15 protein-coding genes are annotated in these 18,536 nt (G+C 32.1%); 5 read left to right on the top strand and 10 right to left on the bottom strand.

Annotation, left to right across the window (positions count from 1 at the left end; genetic code table 11):
• The first annotated feature begins 150 nt into the window (after window positions 1-150).
• Window positions 151-1,596 (top strand): hypothetical protein, encoded by a 1,446-nt coding sequence (locus LW133_RS02850; RefSeq protein WP_233076224.1) that lies wholly within the window; start codon window positions 151-153, stop codon window positions 1,594-1,596.
• A gap of 129 nt (window positions 1,597-1,725) precedes the next feature.
• Here LW133_RS02850 and LW133_RS02845 read toward each other — a convergent pair whose 3' ends face one another.
• From LW133_RS02845 to LW133_RS02825, 5 genes are read right to left on the bottom strand one after another with little or no spacing between them, the layout of a single operon-like run.
• Window positions 1,726-3,933, bottom strand: coding sequence for a PD-(D/E)XK nuclease family protein (locus LW133_RS02845; RefSeq protein ID WP_233076223.1), 2,208 nt, complete (start codon window positions 3,931-3,933; stop codon window positions 1,726-1,728).
• The gene (gene tkt, locus LW133_RS02840; protein ID WP_233076221.1) at window positions 3,927-5,846 is read right to left on the bottom strand and encodes a transketolase; all 1,920 of its coding nucleotides are present in this window, start codon (window positions 5,844-5,846) and stop codon (window positions 3,927-3,929) included. Before tkt ends, LW133_RS02845 begins: the two co-directional genes overlap by 7 nt.
• A 33-nt stretch (window positions 5,847-5,879) precedes the next feature.
• Window positions 5,880-6,722 (bottom strand): bifunctional riboflavin kinase/FAD synthetase, encoded by an 843-nt coding sequence (locus LW133_RS02835; protein WP_233076219.1) that lies wholly within the window; start codon window positions 6,720-6,722, stop codon window positions 5,880-5,882.
• Complete coding sequence (gene tlyA, locus LW133_RS02830) at window positions 6,685-7,386, bottom strand: 23S rRNA (cytidine-2'-O)-methyltransferase TlyA (protein WP_233076217.1); 702 nt, start codon at window positions 7,384-7,386, stop codon at window positions 6,685-6,687. Before tlyA ends, LW133_RS02835 begins: the two co-directional genes overlap by 38 nt.
• The gene (locus LW133_RS02825) at window positions 7,386-7,850 is read right to left on the bottom strand and encodes a hypothetical protein (RefSeq protein WP_233076216.1); all 465 of its coding nucleotides are present in this window, start codon (window positions 7,848-7,850) and stop codon (window positions 7,386-7,388) included. Before LW133_RS02825 ends, tlyA begins: the two co-directional genes overlap by 1 nt.
• Before the next feature lie 91 nt (window positions 7,851-7,941).
• On the opposite strand from LW133_RS02825, the gene LW133_RS02820 reads away from it, so the two are divergent.
• Together LW133_RS02820 and LW133_RS02815 are read left to right on the top strand one after the other, a co-directional pair.
• Entirely contained in the window at window positions 7,942-8,814 is an 873-nt protein-coding gene (locus LW133_RS02820; protein WP_233076215.1) for an aspartate carbamoyltransferase catalytic subunit, read from the top strand.
• 170 nt (window positions 8,815-8,984) lie between these two features.
• Window positions 8,985-10,352: an outer membrane family protein gene (locus tag LW133_RS02815; protein ID WP_233076214.1), complete on the top strand. Its 1,368-nt coding sequence runs from the start codon at window positions 8,985-8,987 to the stop codon at window positions 10,350-10,352.
• On the opposite strand, the gene LW133_RS02810 is transcribed toward LW133_RS02815, so the two are convergent.
• The 3 genes from LW133_RS02810 to LW133_RS02800 all read right to left on the bottom strand — a co-directional run bounded on the left by LW133_RS02810 (window position 10,349) and on the right by LW133_RS02800 (window position 13,414).
• A complete protein-coding gene (locus LW133_RS02810) occupies window positions 10,349-11,569 on the bottom strand; it encodes an MFS transporter (protein ID WP_233076213.1) in 1,221 nt (406 codons plus the stop codon). The two genes, LW133_RS02815 and LW133_RS02810, sit on opposite strands and share 4 nt — an antisense overlap.
• A gap of 98 nt (window positions 11,570-11,667) precedes the next feature.
• Window positions 11,668-13,062 (bottom strand): NAD(P)H-hydrate dehydratase, encoded by a 1,395-nt coding sequence (locus tag LW133_RS02805; protein WP_269843725.1) that lies wholly within the window; start codon window positions 13,060-13,062, stop codon window positions 11,668-11,670.
• Window positions 13,055-13,414: a methionine-R-sulfoxide reductase gene (locus tag LW133_RS02800; protein WP_233037135.1), complete on the bottom strand. Its 360-nt coding sequence runs from the start codon at window positions 13,412-13,414 to the stop codon at window positions 13,055-13,057. The genes LW133_RS02805 and LW133_RS02800 overlap by 8 nt, the downstream gene beginning before the upstream one ends.
• Window positions 13,415-13,544: 130 nt before the next feature.
• On the opposite strand from LW133_RS02800, the gene sppA reads away from it, so the two are divergent.
• Both sppA and purU read left to right on the top strand, forming a co-directional pair.
• Window positions 13,545-14,408 carry a signal peptide peptidase SppA gene (gene sppA / locus LW133_RS02795; RefSeq protein ID WP_233076211.1) on the top strand — a complete coding sequence of 288 codons (864 nt, stop codon included), beginning with the start codon at window positions 13,545-13,547 and terminating at the stop codon, window positions 14,406-14,408.
• A 66-nt stretch (window positions 14,409-14,474) separates the two neighbouring features.
• A complete protein-coding gene (gene purU, locus LW133_RS02790; protein ID WP_233077002.1) occupies window positions 14,475-15,284 on the top strand; it encodes a formyltetrahydrofolate deformylase in 810 nt (269 codons plus the stop codon).
• 15 nt (window positions 15,285-15,299) lie between these two features.
• Here the strand turns inward: purU and LW133_RS02785 are convergent, their stop codons facing one another.
• Together LW133_RS02785 and acnB are read right to left on the bottom strand one after the other, a co-directional pair.
• Window positions 15,300-15,911: an MBL fold metallo-hydrolase gene (locus LW133_RS02785; protein ID WP_233076209.1), complete on the bottom strand. Its 612-nt coding sequence runs from the start codon at window positions 15,909-15,911 to the stop codon at window positions 15,300-15,302.
• Window positions 15,912-15,923: 12 nt separating this feature from the next.
• Window positions 15,924-18,479 (bottom strand): bifunctional aconitate hydratase 2/2-methylisocitrate dehydratase, encoded by a 2,556-nt coding sequence (gene acnB, locus LW133_RS02780; RefSeq protein ID WP_233076202.1) that lies wholly within the window; start codon window positions 18,477-18,479, stop codon window positions 15,924-15,926.
• Window positions 18,480-18,536: the final 57 nt, after the last annotated feature.

Here is an 18,536-nt window from a genome sequence, read left to right as displayed (position 1 = left end):
AGCATAAGGATGGGCATAGTAAGGGTTATGGGTGACAAATTCCAACCTATCAAGGTGAATAAATTTGCTATAATTTAAGAACTTTTTTTAAAAACCTCTTTAAAAACCTATCAAAATCAAAATAAGAGGACTTTACTTTTAGGTGATTTAATGCATGGAAAAATTCTAAGATACTCTCTTGCTACTGGTGTTGGTGTTATCACAAACCATTCAAAAAAAATTTTTGAATTGCGCAAAGAAAGTTGGCATGACAATCGCCATCTTCCTACCCCTGGAATGCTCATTGAATTTCGTTGCAATAATAGCGGACATATCGTGGATGCTAAAGCCTCTGCATTTCAAGGTTTCCCAGAAGATTCCTACATTAAAGAAATTGATTTTTGGAAAACAGAGACTGATGAAGAATTGCTTTATAAAGAACAAGAAATCCGTACGATGATTATTCAAAAAATCTTCAAAGAAACCAATTTTTTTACTCTTAAAGAAATTCCATTAAATCTCAGTGTAGAAAAATCCATCGAAAAGTATTTTTTTCAAGAACTTAGCGCAATTAATTTAATGACTCAAGAATTCAAAAATATACAAGAACCCCTATTGGATTATCTACAGATGAAGCGTTTTTTAAATAAAGCAATTGATCATCTTGTTTTTACAGACAAAAATATCACTATAGATATTTTTTCTGATCGCTTACAATCCCTCAATAAACTAAGCTATACACATAATCATTTTGTGCAAAATATCAATGTCAATCCACAAAAAATTTTTGAAGAATATTTTTTAGAAAATCAATTATATTATAAAGCCACAATGCAAGCAGCTATTGGATTAGAAGAGAGAATTTTGCAACTTAATACAAGAATAAGAAATTATATTACAGAAACAAAAATCATTCACAGCAAGATAGAATCAAAAACTGTGAAAGATGTAAAAAGTCTTGAAGTCAAACTAAAAACGCTTAAGCAAAATATTGCAAAATACGATGAAGAAGCAAAACCTCTTCAAGAATGCCTCAAACAACTCCATAATATTATTCAAAATTTTAGACAAAAACACTCTCCTGTTTTTGAAAAAGCTTTCAAGCATTTTTATCTTATTGTTTTGCAAAAAACCATAAAAATGCTCAATCTTTGCGCCACAGATTTGGATAATTTTGTCTGGAAATTAAGCACACAATCTACTCCTATTCACAATACTTTTTTTAAGCAAAATATCTCTGGGTCTTACTGTTCAATGACCTTTTTATGGATGTATCTCCAAAACCTCAACAAATCCAAACTCAACCCTAATGATAAAAAAGCCTATGATAGCTATTTGCGCTACAAGCAAAAATATGAAAAAACCTTTCTAATTTATGTAAATAATGCTAAACTAGAAAATTTCTTAAAAATCAAAATTATGTCAGAATCTAAATTTAATACAGTAATTATTGCCAAAACTGATGCAGATTTTTTCTCACAAATTCGCAATAATGTTTTTGCAGGTATCTATCTAGATGCTACATTATCAGAGCATACAGAAACACTAATTACTGAAATCAAAAAAACCAAGAACACACAAGCACAAATCATCACCATCCCCAACAAAAAAGACTAATTTTTGCCATAATGTTCATGATTACCACTTACCCTAAATAGGATATCATAAAACTTTTATTTCTATTTTTCTAACTATGCTAAGCCTATACCCTAATAGGATATTTTATCCTCACAAAAATTGATACTTTTAACTGCGATTACACAAAATAGCAAAATCACAAAATTGACATTCTGTATTTTTTTTACATTTATCAAAACAAATCACCCCATCAAGCTCTTTTAACCTCTTTTCTAAAATCCCTATTTTTTGCATCAAGTCTTCCTCAATAAGTACTTGATTATTTTGCATTGCATAAATCCTACAAGATTGTACTTCTTTACCCTCATTTTCTAATGCTAATGCATAAATCGTCAATTGAAAATCACTCATTTCCTCACTAGCTGTTTGCAATTTTATATTTTTACCAAATTTATAATCTATTATTAAATATTTCTCTCCTATTTTGTCTATACGATCAATCTTTCCTGTAAATTTTTTGCCAAAAATCTCAGTTTTAAATTCATATTCTGCTTGAAAAAATTCACAATTATTAAAATGCTCTTTTTCGCGATCCCAAAAACCACGCATATTTTTCAAAAATACCTCTGCGCTAAATGCCTCAACTCGATCCCTAAAAGGCAATCCTCTTATTTTTTCCTCAAATTCTTTTTTCATCAAAACAGGATTAATTCTACCCTTATAAGCTTTATACACCTCTTCTAAAATCTTGTGAAAGCTACTATAAAGCAAAAAATTATCACTCTTATTAGCAAGCTTTTTGCAATATTTAAAATAAAATCTTCTTTTGCAAGTAAAAAAATCTCGCAAACTACTTGCACTAAAAATAAAATCTGCAGGAATCTGTCCTATAAACTCATCTTCTTGATAAGGGCTTATAGCATTAAAATCAAATAGCGTTCTGTTAAAATTTTTATACTGCACATGGCCTATATTTTGTAAAAAATAAGACATTTGCAATTTAGCATCTTCTACAAAACTTATCTTCACCTCTTTGGAATTTTTTATTAGTTGGTAATAATAATGCTTTTGAAGATTTTGGCGATCTTCTAAAGTAGGCATCCCAATTTTTTTGCGTATTTTTGTATTCAAAAACATATCACTATCACTAAAATTAAAAATCTTCTCCTCATTAAAATCCACAATCACTACAGAATCAAAATGCATTCCTCGTGTCTCAAGCATCCCATAAACCGGAATCTTCCCGCCCCTATTATCACTAATTTTTAATCCCTCCAGTTCTTTTAAATAAAACTCTCTAACATCCTCCATGCTAAAAATATCTATAGTCTCTTGAATTTGCGAAAGGCCAGAAAAAAATTCCTGATTAAAAAGCTTGATTTCTTCTTGAAATTGCAAATGTTTTTTTGCAAGTTCTTGTATTTTTTCTTGAAAGCTCGCAAGGTTTTCTGGTATATCCTGTGCAACAAAATCTTTATAATAAGCAGTTTTTTTAATATCCATCCCCACTGCATAGTTAAAATTTCTATAAATATCAAAAACTTGAAGATATTTTACAAAATCTTCACTAGGAGTAATTAAAGCAACATTCTCTCTTCCTTCCTTTAGCCATTCTCCTGCTTGATGTATTGCAAAAGCCACTTGCTGGATTCTTGAAGCAAATGAAAAAGCCTCTACAATCTTATATTCTTTATTTTCACTTTCTTCTAAGATCTCTTTATTTTGCAAATCAATTTGATAGCTCACATCTTCTTTTAATGTAGAAATTTCCAAAAAATTAAAAAATTTTTTATTATAAGCATCGTATTCAAAATGCAAGATAAGCTTTTTATCCCGTGCAATTTTTGTCAAAATTTCTTGTTCTGTTAAAGAAAGCACCCCATCTAAAAAAAAGTCAATCCTCTCAATATTCGCAAAAATATCTGTATAAATCTCATAATTTTGGCTATAAAAATTTCTATATAATTGATAATTTTTTAATTTTTCTTGAAAATTTTCATAAATATCTTTTAGAATTTTTAAATGCTCTTCATAGTCCTCATAAGTGTCTAAAATGCTAATATCTTCTATTTTTTTTCCAGATAAATCTAACTCAGTAAAAAAGTTTTCTAAAAACTCCATTCCTTCCAAATAGGCCAAAAAACTCTTATCAAAAAGCACAAGCTTATGCGTGTTTTTGTATTCATACAATGTTTGTAATAACAAAAATTTCATCACAAATTTTGGTGCTCTTTTTTTGTTTTCAATCACAATACAAGATTCAAAAAATTCCTGTGCACTCATTACTCTAGGAGCAAAATCCCCATCAAATTCTAAATAAAAATCCCCTATAGCGCGACGAGATGAAAAGACATAAAGATTTTTAGAATCTAGCATAATGCCTTTACTCGCTTAATAATATTTTCTTCACTAAATCCATAAAATTCAAAAAGCTCATCACCCTTTGCAGAACTTCCAAATCCCTCCATCATTAACACATCATCAGCAAAATAATACCATTCATAACTACGCGCTGCTTCAATTGCCAAAATTTTTGTATCTTTAAATAAATTTTTAATATAAGTCTTATCTTGCTTCAATAAAATATCCAAACAAGGCACGCTTATAACCTGAGCAATAATCCCCATTTCTTCTAATTTTTCTGCGCTTCTTAATGCTAAAGACACTTCTGAACCACTCGCAAGCAAAGTGATTTTTGCATTCTCTCTAGCCTTTAAAATATAACCGCCATATTTTACTTGATCATTATCCTCTGGAGTGCATACCTCAAGATTTTGTCTTGATAATACAAACATACTAGGCCCCTGTCTCTCCAAAGCATCTTTCCAACATGCAACGTTTTCATTTGCATCTGCTGGGCGATATACACTTAAATTTGGCATTGCTCTAAAATGACTTAATTGTTCAATAGGTTGATGAGTAGCTCCATCCTCACCCACCCCAATACTATCATGTGTAAAAATATAAAATACCTTTGCATTCATAATACTTGCAATTCGAATACTTGGAGAAAGATAATCACTAAATACAAAAAAAGTAGCGCAAAATGGCAAATATAGGCCATAATTTGCCAAACCATTACTAATTGCCCCCATAGAATGTTCGCGGATTCCAAAATGGATATTTTTACCATTAGGAAAATCCCCTGCTTGATCTAATCCCGTATTATTTGAGGGTGACAAATCCGCACTCCCTCCAATAAACCCAGCTACAGCACTACTAATTGCATTTAAAATCTTACCATTACTTACTCTAGTGGCAACTTTTTGACCTTTTTCAAAAGTAGGGTAAATAATTTTACTAAAATCTTTGTTTTGATATGCTTGTAATTCTGTAATCTTTTCCTTATAAGTATCTTCCCAAATTTTATTAGCACACACACCTTTTTCACAAATATTTCTAAAGCGCAACATTACATCTTCAGGAATATAAAATTCTTTTTGCGCATCAAACCCAAGTGCAACTTTACTTTTTTCAATCACTTCTTGCCCCAAAGGTGCACCATGTGCTTTTGCACTCCCCTCCAATCCAATTGCATCCTTCGCAATTTTTGTATGCATAATAATTAAAACTGGCTTTGTTTGATTTGTTTTTGCTTGAGAAAGAATTGCATCAATTTCCAAAAGATCATGTCCATCACACTCCAATACAAAAAATCCCTGTGCTTCAAAACGCATTTTGATATTTTCACTAATTGCGATATTTGTATCCCCTTCAATTGTAATATGATTGCTATCATAAATCAAAATCAAATTATCAAGCCCAAGATGTCCTGCCAAAGAACTCGCTTCATAACTAATTCCTTCTTGCAAATCCCCATCTCCACACATACAATATACTTTATGATTAATCATTTCTCCAAATTGATTTTGTGCATACTTCGCACCCATTGCAAAGCCTACAGCATTAGCCACACCCTGCCCTAATGGTCCTGTTGTGATCTCTACACCTTGTGTATGTCCAAATTCTGGGTGCCCTGGAGTTTTAGAATCTTTTTGTCTAAAAGCCTTCAAATCTTCTAAACTCACATCAAACCCCCATAAATGCAATAATGCATACACTAAAGACGAAGCATGACCGCCACTAAAAACAAGTCTATCGCGATTAATCCATGTAGGGTTTTTTGGATTAATATTTAAATGCAAAGATAAAACACTCATTACATCAGAAAGCCCCATAGCCACACCAGGGTGCCCACTATTTGCACTTTGCACCATATCTGCACATAAAAATTTTAAAGTATTTGACATCTTTGATAATAGCGGTAAATCTTGTTTTGAAATATTCATTCTCATTGCTCCATAAAATTAATTATAAAAAAACTAAAAAATAGATTTTAATATATTTTTGACACTTTGTATATCTTGAGTAATTTGTTTTTTAAGATCATATAAATTTGCAAAATGCTTGATATCTCTTACACGATCTACAAAATATAAATCTATATACCCTGTTTCTTGATATTCTTTCTTAAATTCTCCTAACACATGCACCTCAACACTAAAACAAGAATCCGTGCTTCTTGTACCAATAAAAGTCGCACAAAAAACTTTTTTTTCTCCCAAAAAACATGCATATACACCAGATTTTGGCAATACATACCCTTGTACATCAAGATTTAATGTAGGATAAAGCATTTTTTTACCAATTCCTTGTCCCTTGATAATCTTCCCTTCAACTTGATATATCCGTCCCAATAGCGTATTTACAAACCTTATATCTCCAGTTTCTTTAAGAATTTCTTGAATCTTTTGTGCATGCACAGAAAATCCATTGTATAAAATTTCAGGAACAATTTCTACACTACCTTCAAAAAAACTTTGTAAATCATAGCAATCACAAGCTCTATTTTTGCCAAAATAAAAATCATAACCCACTACTAAACGCTTCAATTTAGGAAATTTTTTTTTCAAAAACCTAACAAAATCCTCCCCGCTAAATCCACGAATTTCATCTAATAACAACTCAAAAATCTCATACCTAATAAGTTTTTTTTTCAAATCAGGACTACATAGATATTCATTTTTATTATGAGCAATCACTAAAACACCCGCATTTTTACCTAATTTTTCCAAAATTCTTTGATGTGCTAAATGCATACCATCAAATTTACCAATTGCTAACTCTTCAATCTTTTCGCTTAATATGGAAGAAAAATTCTTCATTACCCGCCTTTCCCTTAAGTGTAGATTTACACTCTTTTAAAATCTCATATTCTTGCAACAAAAGATATTTTTTAAAGGATTCTAATGCATTTTTAATCGCAATATCATCCATTACCACACCTTTTTTATTACGCTTAACATTTCTCCCGACTTCAAATTGTGGTTTAAAAAGCAAAATCATCTCTTTACTCAAAGATCTTAAGGACATAAAAATCTTTTCAATACTAATAAAACTCAAATCACATACTAACAAATCATAATCACATTGCTTTTTAAAATCTCTAATATCGCATTTTTCAAAAACTTTGATTCTAGAATCTTTTCTTAAGCTAATATCTAATTGATTATCGCCCACATCCACACAATGCACCTCACAAGCCCCCAAAAGCAAACAAACCTGACTAAATCCCCCCGTGCTTGATCCTACATCAATAATTTTTTTGCCATCTAGCCTTATATCTCCTAAGAAATTATAAAGTTTTTCCCCTGCACGACTAACAAAAATAAATCTCTCTTGCAACTCCACATCATCTTTATCACCTACTTCAAAAGAAGGTTTAAAAATTACTTTTGTATTAATTTTTACCTTACCTTTTTTAATAAGCATACTAGCCTTTTCTCGACTAAGAGAAAATTCTTGAGCTATAAATTTATCTAATCGCATTAAAACTGCTGCGGTAAAGTTTTGAAGCTAAAATCAAAAGTCATAGTCCCATAAGATACAACCTTTGCATTTAACACTATATCTCTTGATTCTAAATTTGCTATACTTTTAAAAGCCAATAAATAACATTTACTCCACTTGTTGCTAGGTTTGATAATTTCATCAAATTCATCTGATTTTATCTCACGAATCCATAAAGGAGTATTCCCATTTAACGTGTATTCAATCAAAGAAAAATCCCTATCTTCCTCTTCTTGAAAAATTTCTACAAAAAAATACTCTCGATTGTTATATGCACTCTGACTTACTTCATTAAGATGTGTGACAATCATATTCATATAATTTTTTTTATCTTTAATAATCTCACCCTTGCGGCTTGCTTGGACTTTTTTCTCTGAAAGAATATCAATATCATCATCACTAACAAAAATAGTGCTGCAACCACAAAAAACAAAAATAATCAAAATGTAACAAAAAATCCTAGACAACTCTGCCGCTCTTTTCGATATTTTTTAAGCTAAAATAATAACAAAATTCTACAAGAGTGGAGATAATATGCAACATTTCATCAAAACAAGCGATTTGGATATCCCTACCATTCATAAAATTTTAGAAAAAGCTAATCATTATCGCGATAAAACACCTGAAAAAACTCTGGAAGGCAAAACTATTATCACAGCCTTCTTTGAAAACTCCACACGCACACTAAGTAGCTTTGAAATTGCTGCAAAAAACCTAGGTGCTAAAGTTATTCGTCTTGATGTCTCAAAAAGTTCTACAAGCAAGGGAGAAACGATTGCAGATACCGCAGCAAATCTCAATGCCATGAATCCACATGCCATCATTATTAGGCATAAAAATGCTGGTGCAGGAGAACATTTAGCGCGCTATATTGATTGTCCTATTATTAATGGAGGTGATGGTGCACATGCACATCCCACACAAGCTCTCCTTGATCTACTCACAATTTTTAATCATTTCAAAGGTAATATTAAAGGTAAAAAAGTTGGCATTGTAGGAGATATTAAAAATTCTCGCGTGGCAAATAGCAATATTGAACTACTCACGCGTTTTGGCTTAGATATTATGCTAATTGCCCCGCCACATTTTTTGCCCTATACCACATTACAAACCTCACATAATCTTAAAGAAAGTGTTAAAAATCTTGATATTCTTATTAGTCTACGTACGCAAACAGAAAGACATAATTATCAAATTTATGGATCTTTGAAAGATTATGCAAAAGATTTTTGTGTCACAAAAGATCTTATTGCAAATCAAGACATTATTATTTTACATCCTGGCCCTGTGCATCACAATATCGATCTAGATGATGAGGTTCTAAAAGATGAACGTTGTAAGGTTTTAGATCAGGTAAATAATGGTGTTTTAATCCGCATGGCAGTTATTGAACATTGTATTTTATAAAGAATTCTATGCTTAAAAGTGTGTAAAAAATACACACTAACTATAAAAAAAGCTAATAAAAAGCTAATAAAAAGCTAATAAAAAGTAAATGATTGTTATTATCCTTACTAAGGAAGTCATATATCAAAATATCGTGATATTCCATATTTATAAGGCAACAAGGAATAATAATGAAGGATAATTTTAAAAATTTGGCTCTTTTTGCATTATTAGGCAGCAGTCTTCATGCAATTGAATTTAAAGCATCTGGTGATGTAGAATTTTTTTCAAAAGTAGGTTTTAATCAAAAGCGTGTAAATTTTGAACAAAATCTCTATCCAACAGATACATGGGGAGCGGTAAGTGCAGCCGCACAAATTGACTTTGATTTTTTATCGCAAGAACAAAAAGATAAGGGTCATAGTCTTACAGGATCTATTGGGGGACGCGCTGGAGGGGTGATTTTTGATGCAATGAAGGATATTACCCTTGACCCAAGATTTCAAAATTATTTCTTTGGAAAAGAAGGAGGTGGTAATTCTATTGTAGCAAATGCTTATATTAATCAAAATTTTGTGCTTTATAATTTATATTTGGAATATATTATCAAAAAAGGTGATCATAGCTTTAGCACCAAAGTAGGTCGCTATCGCTCCAAAGCACAATTTCATAGCGGGTACACACAAGGTTTTGAATTTGATTACAACTATAAAGGCCTAAATCTCTGGTGGTTTAGCTCTTATGGTAGAGCATTTGCCTATACACAATGGATGTATGATTTTTATCAACCAAAAATGCATGGCAATACCTACTATGGAACCCATGCATTTAAACCGTCTTATAGTTTTGATTCTGGATTCTATATTTCACCTTTTATTTATTTTAATACAGATTTTTATGTTGCTCCTATGCTAGAGATGAGCTATACAAGCAATAAAAATTTTAAAGGAGAAGGTTTTAACTCAATTACTAAAATTATTTTTATGGCACCTTTTCATATTGCCAATGGTTTAAAAGATTGGCGCTATATGCATCAAGCTGGAAAAAATGGTCAAACTATTTCTATTGATCAAGAATTTAATTATAATAATTGGAAATTTGGTGGGGGTTGGTATCAAAATTTTGGTAATGCTAATGCCCATATAGGTACTTATGGAAATGCAGCACTTGGTGCCCACTGGGATTTCTGGACTAATACTGCTTATGATTGGGGTGCTTTAACAAATGCAATTTCAAAAGATGCAAAAACGGGTTATTTATTCCTTGGTGCAAATCATGGAAAAGTTAGCTGGGATATTTTAGGAAGAATTACTCGCTCTATCCGTGCAGACGAAGAAGCTGTTCCGCTTAATATTTATTACAATATCAATAAAAATATAAGCATTTGGTTTAAAGTTGAATGGCAGCAAGTTACACTACACAAAGGATTTCTTGTTGGTGATAAGACGGGGTATGAACTTGGCTATGGTACGCATGGACCAGATGGCGCTCCTAAGCTTACCAAAAATTCCAAGCAAGATAGAAGCCACGCATTTGTGCAAATTACCTATAAATTTTAACCTCTCCTCCCCTTTGGGGAGAAATAAAACCCCCAAAATAAAACCCCTAAAATAAAAAGCAAGATAAAAACACATAAAAATAAAGTAATAATCCCGAAAGATTGCACAATAATCTGTGAAAAAACTGGAGATAAAAATTGACCTAAAAATACAATAGAACTTAATCCGCCCAATGCCTTAGCACGACTAGATGCTGGCACAAAAGAAAGCAAAAAAGAATTATTATTGACAAATAAAATTCCCCCGCCCATCCCTAAAAATACCAATGCTACAAATAAAATTGCATAACTATGAAAAATATACAATAATAAAAAACACATTCCCATTAAAAAACATGCCAAGCCATAAAGCTGAGAAATCTTAAAATAACTCCTAAAAAAAGAATAAGAAAGGGAAGAAAAACCATAAGCAATAGCTGAAGCTGACATAGAAATTCCAATAAGATCACTACTTTTATGTAAATTATGCGTAATAAAAAATGGAATTTGTGTTGGTGAAATATAATAAACTACAAAACCAAGAAAGGCCATTAAATACACAAAAATAAGTTTAAAAACAGGGGTTTTTTCCTGATGATTATAATCACTATATTTTTTTGTGGCTATCTTTGGCACGCGCGGTTCAAAAAGCATCAATCCTGCAAGAAAAGCCAAAGGGATTCCTAGCAAATATACCAGAAATGGATAACGCCAATCCAAATTTGCCAAAAATCCACCAATACTAATAAAAATAGCACTCCCACAAGCCGTAGCAAAACCTTGCAAAGATAGAGCCTTTTGTCTTTCATTTCCCACATAATATTCAGCAATCAAACTCGTAGCACCTGTCATAATAAATGCCGTAGCAATTCCAAAAAAAGCACGCGAAAATAAAATTAAATAAATATCATTCAAGAAAAAACCACTAGCCCCAGAAATCGCCCAAAGCAACATACAAAAAATCAAAATCTTTACTTTTTTATACTTATCTAACAAGATTCCTGAAATGGGTGCAAAGATTACAACAAACAAAGCAGGAAAAGTCACCACTAAACGTGATAAAAATTCAATATGTGGCACAGAAATAAAATGATTTTGTAATTGCGGTAAAGAAGGAGCGATGATAATTCCACCTAAAATTGTCGTTGCAGTTGTAGAAAAAAGAGAAAATTTAAAAAGTCGACGCTGCACCAAAGAAGAAATTTTTCTTTGAAAATAATTTGATGTTGTTTCTTGCACAAATACTCCTATGAAATATCAAAATTATAACAACATCATTTTTATAAAAAATTAACAAAAAATTGACATTCATTCCCTATAAATCAAAAAAATTTAAACTAATGAAGTTTTTTTATATTTTCTATAAGATCTAAAGGAGTAAGCGCATAATTATAATTCTTAAATTCCCACGCGCAAAAGCTATGTGTCAAACTCCCTTGTATTGCCGCTTGTAACGTATTTACTCCTTGTGCAAGTAGTCCACCAATAATACCACAAAGTACATCTCCACTCCCTGCTTTTGCCAAAGAAACATTACCAAAAGCATTGACATAGATTTGTTGGGATTGCGCAATCAAAGTATTTGCACCCTTTAACACTACCACAACATGCGGATATTTTGCACAAAATTCCATTAAATATTGTAATTTATTTTCTAAAAACTCCTGTTTTTTTAAAGGTGTAAAACCACAATTTTCCCATAAGCTCAAAAATTCTCCACAATGCGGTGTTAAAACTAAATGCGAGTGATTTTTTAAAATTTCTACCACCTCTTTTTTACGCAAAATATCCGCATCTAATACACAAGGAATATCAGTATTTTTTGCTAAAAATTCTATAAAATTTTTTGGAATCTCCTCTCCCATTCCCATACCAATACAAAATGCACTAGTTTTTATTGAAATCTCTTTCTCATATATAAGCTCTAAAGAATAAGGATATAAATTTCCAAAAACTCCTACGCACCCTGCACCAATTCTCAGTCCAGCAAGTGCACTTAAGTTTCCTGCACCATTTTTATTTCCTGCATACACGCTCAAAAAACCATAATCACCCTTATGTGTATTTTGTTTTTTTCTAAAAGGCAATTGCCAATCACTTTTTTCTAAAAGTTTTATACAAGAATCTTGTGCATAATCCAAAGAACAAAGCCCAAGATTCCCTATTTTTATTTCACCAACATAATCTTTAGCATAATCGCTAAAAAGCGCGTAATTTAAACCTCCCATCGCCATTGTATAATCTGCTTGAAACACCACCTCACCATTTCCATCAAGCGTAATTCCACTTGGCAAATCACAAGCAATTTTTATATGCCCTATCTTAGACATTTTCAAAATAATTTCTTTGGTTTTTGAATCTAATGGTAATTTTAAGCCACTACCAATAAAACAATCTACCAGTATATCACAAGGAAAAAATTCTGAAACAACCTCCACACCAAGTGCTAAAATACGCTGATATTGTAACTTGCAAAGCTCACTTTTTGGCTCTTTAGCAAGAAAAACTTTCACACAATATTTTTCCATCAACTGTCGTGCTAAAACATAACCGTCCCCACCATTATCTCCCCCACCACACACAATTAATACCACACTTCCTAAAGGCGCTAACTCTTCAACAAGAAGCCGCAAAGAGTTTCCAGCATTTTCCATCAAAATTGCAGAATCTATTTTAAAATGCGTCACACATCTTAAATCTAAAGTTTTTTTATCCCTATAAAGATTAAGCATTTTGTTTTTTGAATCTAATAGAAAGAGAGTTTACACAATGTCTTGTATCTTTATCCGTATAACCCTCACCTCTAAAAACATGTCCTAAATGCCCTCCACAATTAGCACAAGTAATTTCAATGCGCCTACCATCAGCATCTAAACTTTCTTTTACACCACCTTCTATACAATCCTCAAAACTCGGCCATCCACAACCTGATTTAAACTTTGATTCTGAACTAAAAAGAGGATTTTCACATTGTCTGCACACATAAATCCCCTCTTCAAAAAATCGATCATATTCTCCACTAAATGGTGGTTCTGTGCCTTTTTCTAAAATAATGCGTGCTTCTTCTTGTGTTAATTTTTGCATGTTTTTCCTTTTTTATTTTGCGAAAATTATAAAATAAAAGCAATAATATTTTTCTTTCTTCAAAGAGCAATCATTAAACTTTATGCTAAAATTATAAAAATTCCAAAAAACTTTACTTTAAGGAATAAAATTGAAAACGATTATCAAAATCTTCATTGCACCCTTTGCATTTATTACAAAATATTTTAAGGCTTGTATTTTTTTTCTTATCCTAGCACTAATTTTTGCAAATTTTAACAATGAGTATGCAATAGACAAAAATATTAATCTTGCAAAAATCTATCTCAATGGTCCTATTATGGATTCTAATAGTATTTATGAGCAAATTAAAAAAATCGATGCAAATCCAAACATTAAGGGAGTTTTACTTCTTATCAACTCTCCAGGTGGTGCAGTCGGAGCTAGTGTAGAGATTAGCGATCTTATCAAAGAACTCAATCTTAAAATTCCTGTTGTTGCCTATGTGCAAGGAGTGATGGCAAGTGGAAGTTATTATGGCGGAATGCATGCGAGCAAAATTTTTGCTAATCGCGGAGCTTTAATTGGCTCAATTGGCGTTATTTTTAGTAGCATGAATGTAGAAAATTTGATGCAAAAAATCGGTATTAGCACCCAGAGTATTAGTGCAGGAGAATACAAAGAAGTTGGAACACCGATGCGAAAATGGACCCCACAAGAAAAAGAATTTCTCAATAATCTCATCCAAGAAGAATATCGCATGTTTATCTCTGATGTAGCAGAAGCACGCAAACTCTCTATTTCAAATTACAAAAAATTTGCTGAAGGTAAAATCTTTAGTGCAAAAAATGCACAAAAACTTGGCCTTATTGACGAAGTCGGATCAATGGATGATGCAATCAATGCTCTCAAAGATCTTTCACAAGTACAAGATCCTGTATGGTTGGAAAAAAATAAGTTTGATGATTATTTGGAAAAGTTTTTAAATTCTAGCACGCAATTTTTACTAAAAAACTTTACTTATCAAATTTATTAAATCATTACAATTAAAAAAAGGAATATCTTGAAAGTAACAAACACAAATAATCATACCCTTTTAATTATGTCTCCTGATATGCAGGGATTAATTTTTAAAGTTTCACAAATTCTTTTTGAATCTAAGCTCAATATAGAAAAAAATGATGAATTTGTCGATAAAGAACAAAATATTTTTTTTATGAGAACAGAGGTAAGCGGAAATCTTAATGCGCCTGAAATTCTAAAAAAATTACAAACTACCCTCCCCACACAAGCACAAATAAATATTATCCCACAAACAAAAAAAACAATCATTATTTTTTGCACTAAAGAAAATCATTGCTTGGGAGATTTATTGTTACGCTATGAGAGCGGTGAGCTTAATGTAAATATTGCCGCGGTAATTAGCAATTATGAAGTTTTAGGGGATCTAGTCAAAAAGTTTAATATTAATTTTATCCATATTTCTCATGAAAATCTCTCTCGTAAAGAGCATGAAGAAAAAATTCTAAAAGCTTGTGAAACATATAATGCTGATTATCTCGTACTTGCAAAATATATGAGGATTCTATCTCCATCTTTTGTAGAAAAGTATCAGCAAAAAATTATCAATATCCATCATAGTTTTTTACCTGCCTTTATCGGTGCAAATCCTTATAAACAAGCCTACCAAAGAGGTGTAAAACTTATTGGAGCAACGGCACATTTTGTCAATGATAATCTTGATGAAGGGCCAATTATTGCACAAGATATAATCAGTATCGACCATAGTTATACTTGGAAAGACATGCAAAAAGCAGGACGCAATATTGAAAAAATCGTTTTTGCAAAAGCTATAGATCTAGCATTACAGGATCGTATTTTTGTCTATGGTAACAAGACGGTTGTTTTTTAATTTTTTCATTTAAGGCTACATTCTCTGTAGCCAAAATTTTACATTTTCTTGTTCTGCAAAAAGCAGAGTGTTTTCTCCATGTCCAGGATAAATAATTTTATCTTTTTGACTTTCTATTTCTCGAAATCTCTGTAAAGATTCTTTCATATCTGTTGCACTTGAATAAGGAAAATCATATCTTCCAATACTTCGCCTAAAAACAAAGTCCCCACTAAAGATACAATCTTCTAACATAATAATAGAACATCCAGGAGTATGTCCAGGTAAATGATTAAAATAAAATTTTAAGCCATGAACTTCTACTTCTTGCTCATCTTTACAGCAAGGAATCAAAACATCAGGAGTACAAGGAGTAATGCCTGTATTAAAACAATCACTCTCCAACATAAAAGCATCAAGCATAGGGCAATACACAAGCACATCAGGAAACTTCTTTTTGAGTTTTGCAACATCAAAAATATGATCAAAATGCCCATGTGTAAGCAAAATTCCCTGTAGATTCTTACATTCTTTTTCAATCCACTCCAAAGCCCCTACCCCAGGATCAATCCCCCACTCCTTACCATCTTTTTTAATAATATAACAATTTGTCTCATAAATCCCGAAGCTTTGCTTGAGTATCTCCATCAAAATCCTTTATTAAATATTGAAATTTGGCAACTGATCAAAATTTAAATAAGTATAAATTTCATCTTTTTTATTCTCTAATTTTTGTACCACATTATCAAAATATTCTTGAGGTGTTGGAATTTTACCCAAAAGTGCACAAACTGCACCAAGTTCCGCACTTCCTAAATATACTTGTGCTCCTTTACCCATTCTATTATCAAAATTCCTTGTAGATGTAGAAAATACTATTGCATTATCCCTAACCCTTGCTTGATTTCCCATGCAAAGACTGCAACCTGGAATTTCCATTCTAGCGCCTGCTGCACCAAATAAAGATAAATACCCTTCCTGAGTAAGTTTCTTTTCGTCCATTTTTGTAGGTGGAGCTATCCAAACCTGTGTAGGACTAGCACCTGCACCTTTTACAATTTCACCAAATGCTCTAAAATGTCCAATATTTGTCATACAACTACCAATAAATACTTCATCAATTTTATGAGGACGATTAGGATTAGCAAGAATTTCTGATAATGTTGCTACATCATCAGGATCATTTGGACATGCTAAAATCGGCTCTTTTATATCTGCCAAATCAATTTCAATTACTGCAGCATATTGTGCATCTTGATCTGCTTCCAATAGCACAGGATTTTTAATCCACTCTTTCATAGCATTAGAGCGATTTTGCAAAGTTGTGACATTACCATATCCTTCCTTAATCATTTTATCAATCAAGGCAATATTACTTTGCAAATATTCAATAATAGGTTCTTTAGCAAGCTTGATAGCACATGCAGCTGCACTTCTTTCTGCACTTGCATCACTCAATTCAAAAGCCTGCTCTACTTTAATATTTTCCAAGCCTTCAATTTCTAAAATCCTTCCATTAAAAATATTTTTCTTACCTTTCTTTTCTACAGTAAGCAACCCCTGCTTGATTGCATAATAAGGAATAGCATTTACCAAATCTCTAAGTGTAATACCAGCATTAAGTTTACCCTTAAATCTCACCAAGACAGATTCTGGCATATTGAGTGGCATGCTACCAGTAACTGCAGCAAAAGCCACAAGACCGCTTCCTGCAGGAAAGCTAATACCAATAGGGAATCTTGTATGACTATCTCCACCTGTCCCTAATGTATCAGGAAGACAGAATCGATTAAGCCATGAATGAATAACACCATCTTTTGGACGCAATGCTACACCGCCTCTTGAGGTAATAAAATCCGGTAATGTAGCCTGAAGACTTACATCTGAAGGTTTTGGATATGCTGCAGTATGGCAAAAACTTTGCATTACAAATTCTGAGCTAAAAGAAAGACTAGCAAGTTCTTTAATCTCATCTCTTGTCATCGCACCCGTAGTATCTTGACTCCCTACAGTAGTGGCCTTTGGTTCACAATATGTACCCGGTAAAACCCCCTCTACACCGCAAGCCTTCCCTACAATTTTTTGTGCAAGACTATAACCTTTTGCTTGATTTTTTGGATTTAATGGTTTTGTAAAAACTTCTGATTCTGGAAGATTTAAAAATGCGCGTGCTCTATTTGTAAGTTTGCGTCCAATGATTAATGGAATTCTCCCACCAGCGCGCATTTCATCAAAAATAGTATTTGGGGTAAGATTAAATTTTGCAATTTCCTTTCCATCTTTTTTAATTACACCCTCATAAGGATAAACCTCAATAATATCTCCTTCTAAAATTTGTGAAACATCAGCAACAATAGGAAGAGAACCACTATCCTCACAAGTATTAAAAAATATCGGAGCAATCACACCTCCAATAACAACACCACCAGTTTTTTTGTTAGGAATATAAGGAATTTCATCACCAAAATGCCACATAATAGAGTTACATGCAGATTTTCTAGAACTACCTGTACCAACAACATCCCCCACATATGCTACAGGAATATTTTTAGATTTAATATTTTGAATCCTCTCTTCATAATTAGGTACTCTATTTTTTAACATCGCTTTAGCATGCAAAGGAATATCGCTTCGTGTAAATGCATCACTTGCAGGAGATAAATCATCAGTATTAGTTTCTCCATCAATTTTTAATGCGCAAAGAGTAATTTTTTCATCTAATGCTTTTTTATTTAAAAACCATTCTGCATCTGCCCAAGACTGAATAACCTCCTTAGCTAAAGGCAAACTTGCAGAAAGCTTAGCAATGGTATCAAAATGATCATAAATCAAAAGCGTATTTTTCAACATAGTAGCTGCTTGCTCTGCTACTTCTTTAGTCTGTGATTGCAATGCCTCTATAAGATAGGGAATGTTATAACCACCAAGCATAGTACCAAGATACTTAACCGCTTCTACAGAAGTGATATTTTGAATATTTGTTTTACCTAACGCAATTTTGCCCAAAAACTCTGCCTTAATTTTTGCTGCATCATCAACTCCAGGATTAACACGATGAATAAGCAACTCCTTAGCAAAATCCTTATATTCTTGCGAAGCACTCTCTAAAATTGAAATAACAGATTCTACATCACTTGCAGTAAGTGGTAATGGCGGTATATTTTCAAGCTCCCTATTTTGTGCATTTTGATTATACTTTGTAATAAAATCTTGCATGTATCATCCTTTGATTGTATGTTTATAAACATCATTATATATTTATATAGTAAAATA

Source organism: Helicobacter anatolicus (genome assembly GCF_021300615.1).
Classification (GTDB): domain Bacteria; phylum Campylobacterota; class Campylobacteria; order Campylobacterales; family Helicobacteraceae; genus Helicobacter_H; species Helicobacter_H anatolicus.
Note: the sequence above shows the minus strand (reverse complement) of the source record. Positions and strands in the feature narration are given on the sequence as shown.

Excerpts from the sequence above, each read along its gene's own strand:
- LW133_RS02850 (WP_233076224.1), top strand. The coding sequence starts at position 151 with ATGCATGGAAAAATTCTAAGATACTCTCTTGCTACTGGTGTTGGTGTT.
- LW133_RS02845 (WP_233076223.1), bottom strand. The coding sequence starts at position 3,933 with ATGCTAGATTCTAAAAATCTTTATGTCTTTTCATCTCGTCGCGCTATA.
- tkt (WP_233076221.1), bottom strand. The coding sequence starts at position 5,846 with ATGAATATTTCAAAACAAGATTTACCGCTATTATCAAAGATGTCAAAT.
- LW133_RS02835 (WP_233076219.1), bottom strand. The coding sequence starts at position 6,722 with ATGAAGAATTTTTCTTCCATATTAAGCGAAAAGATTGAAGAGTTAGCA.
- tlyA (WP_233076217.1), bottom strand. The coding sequence starts at position 7,386 with ATGCGATTAGATAAATTTATAGCTCAAGAATTTTCTCTTAGTCGAGAA.
- LW133_RS02820 (WP_233076215.1), top strand. The coding sequence starts at position 7,942 with ATGCAACATTTCATCAAAACAAGCGATTTGGATATCCCTACCATTCAT.
- LW133_RS02815 (WP_233076214.1), top strand. The coding sequence starts at position 8,985 with ATGAAGGATAATTTTAAAAATTTGGCTCTTTTTGCATTATTAGGCAGC.
- LW133_RS02805 (WP_269843725.1), bottom strand. The coding sequence starts at position 13,062 with ATGCTTAATCTTTATAGGGATAAAAAAACTTTAGATTTAAGATGTGTG.
- LW133_RS02800 (WP_233037135.1), bottom strand. The coding sequence starts at position 13,414 with ATGCAAAAATTAACACAAGAAGAAGCACGCATTATTTTAGAAAAAGGC.
- purU (WP_233077002.1), top strand. The coding sequence starts at position 14,475 with ATGTCTCCTGATATGCAGGGATTAATTTTTAAAGTTTCACAAATTCTT.
- LW133_RS02785 (WP_233076209.1), bottom strand. The coding sequence starts at position 15,911 with ATGGAGATACTCAAGCAAAGCTTCGGGATTTATGAGACAAATTGTTAT.
- acnB (WP_233076202.1), bottom strand. The coding sequence starts at position 18,479 with ATGCAAGATTTTATTACAAAGTATAATCAAAATGCACAAAATAGGGAG.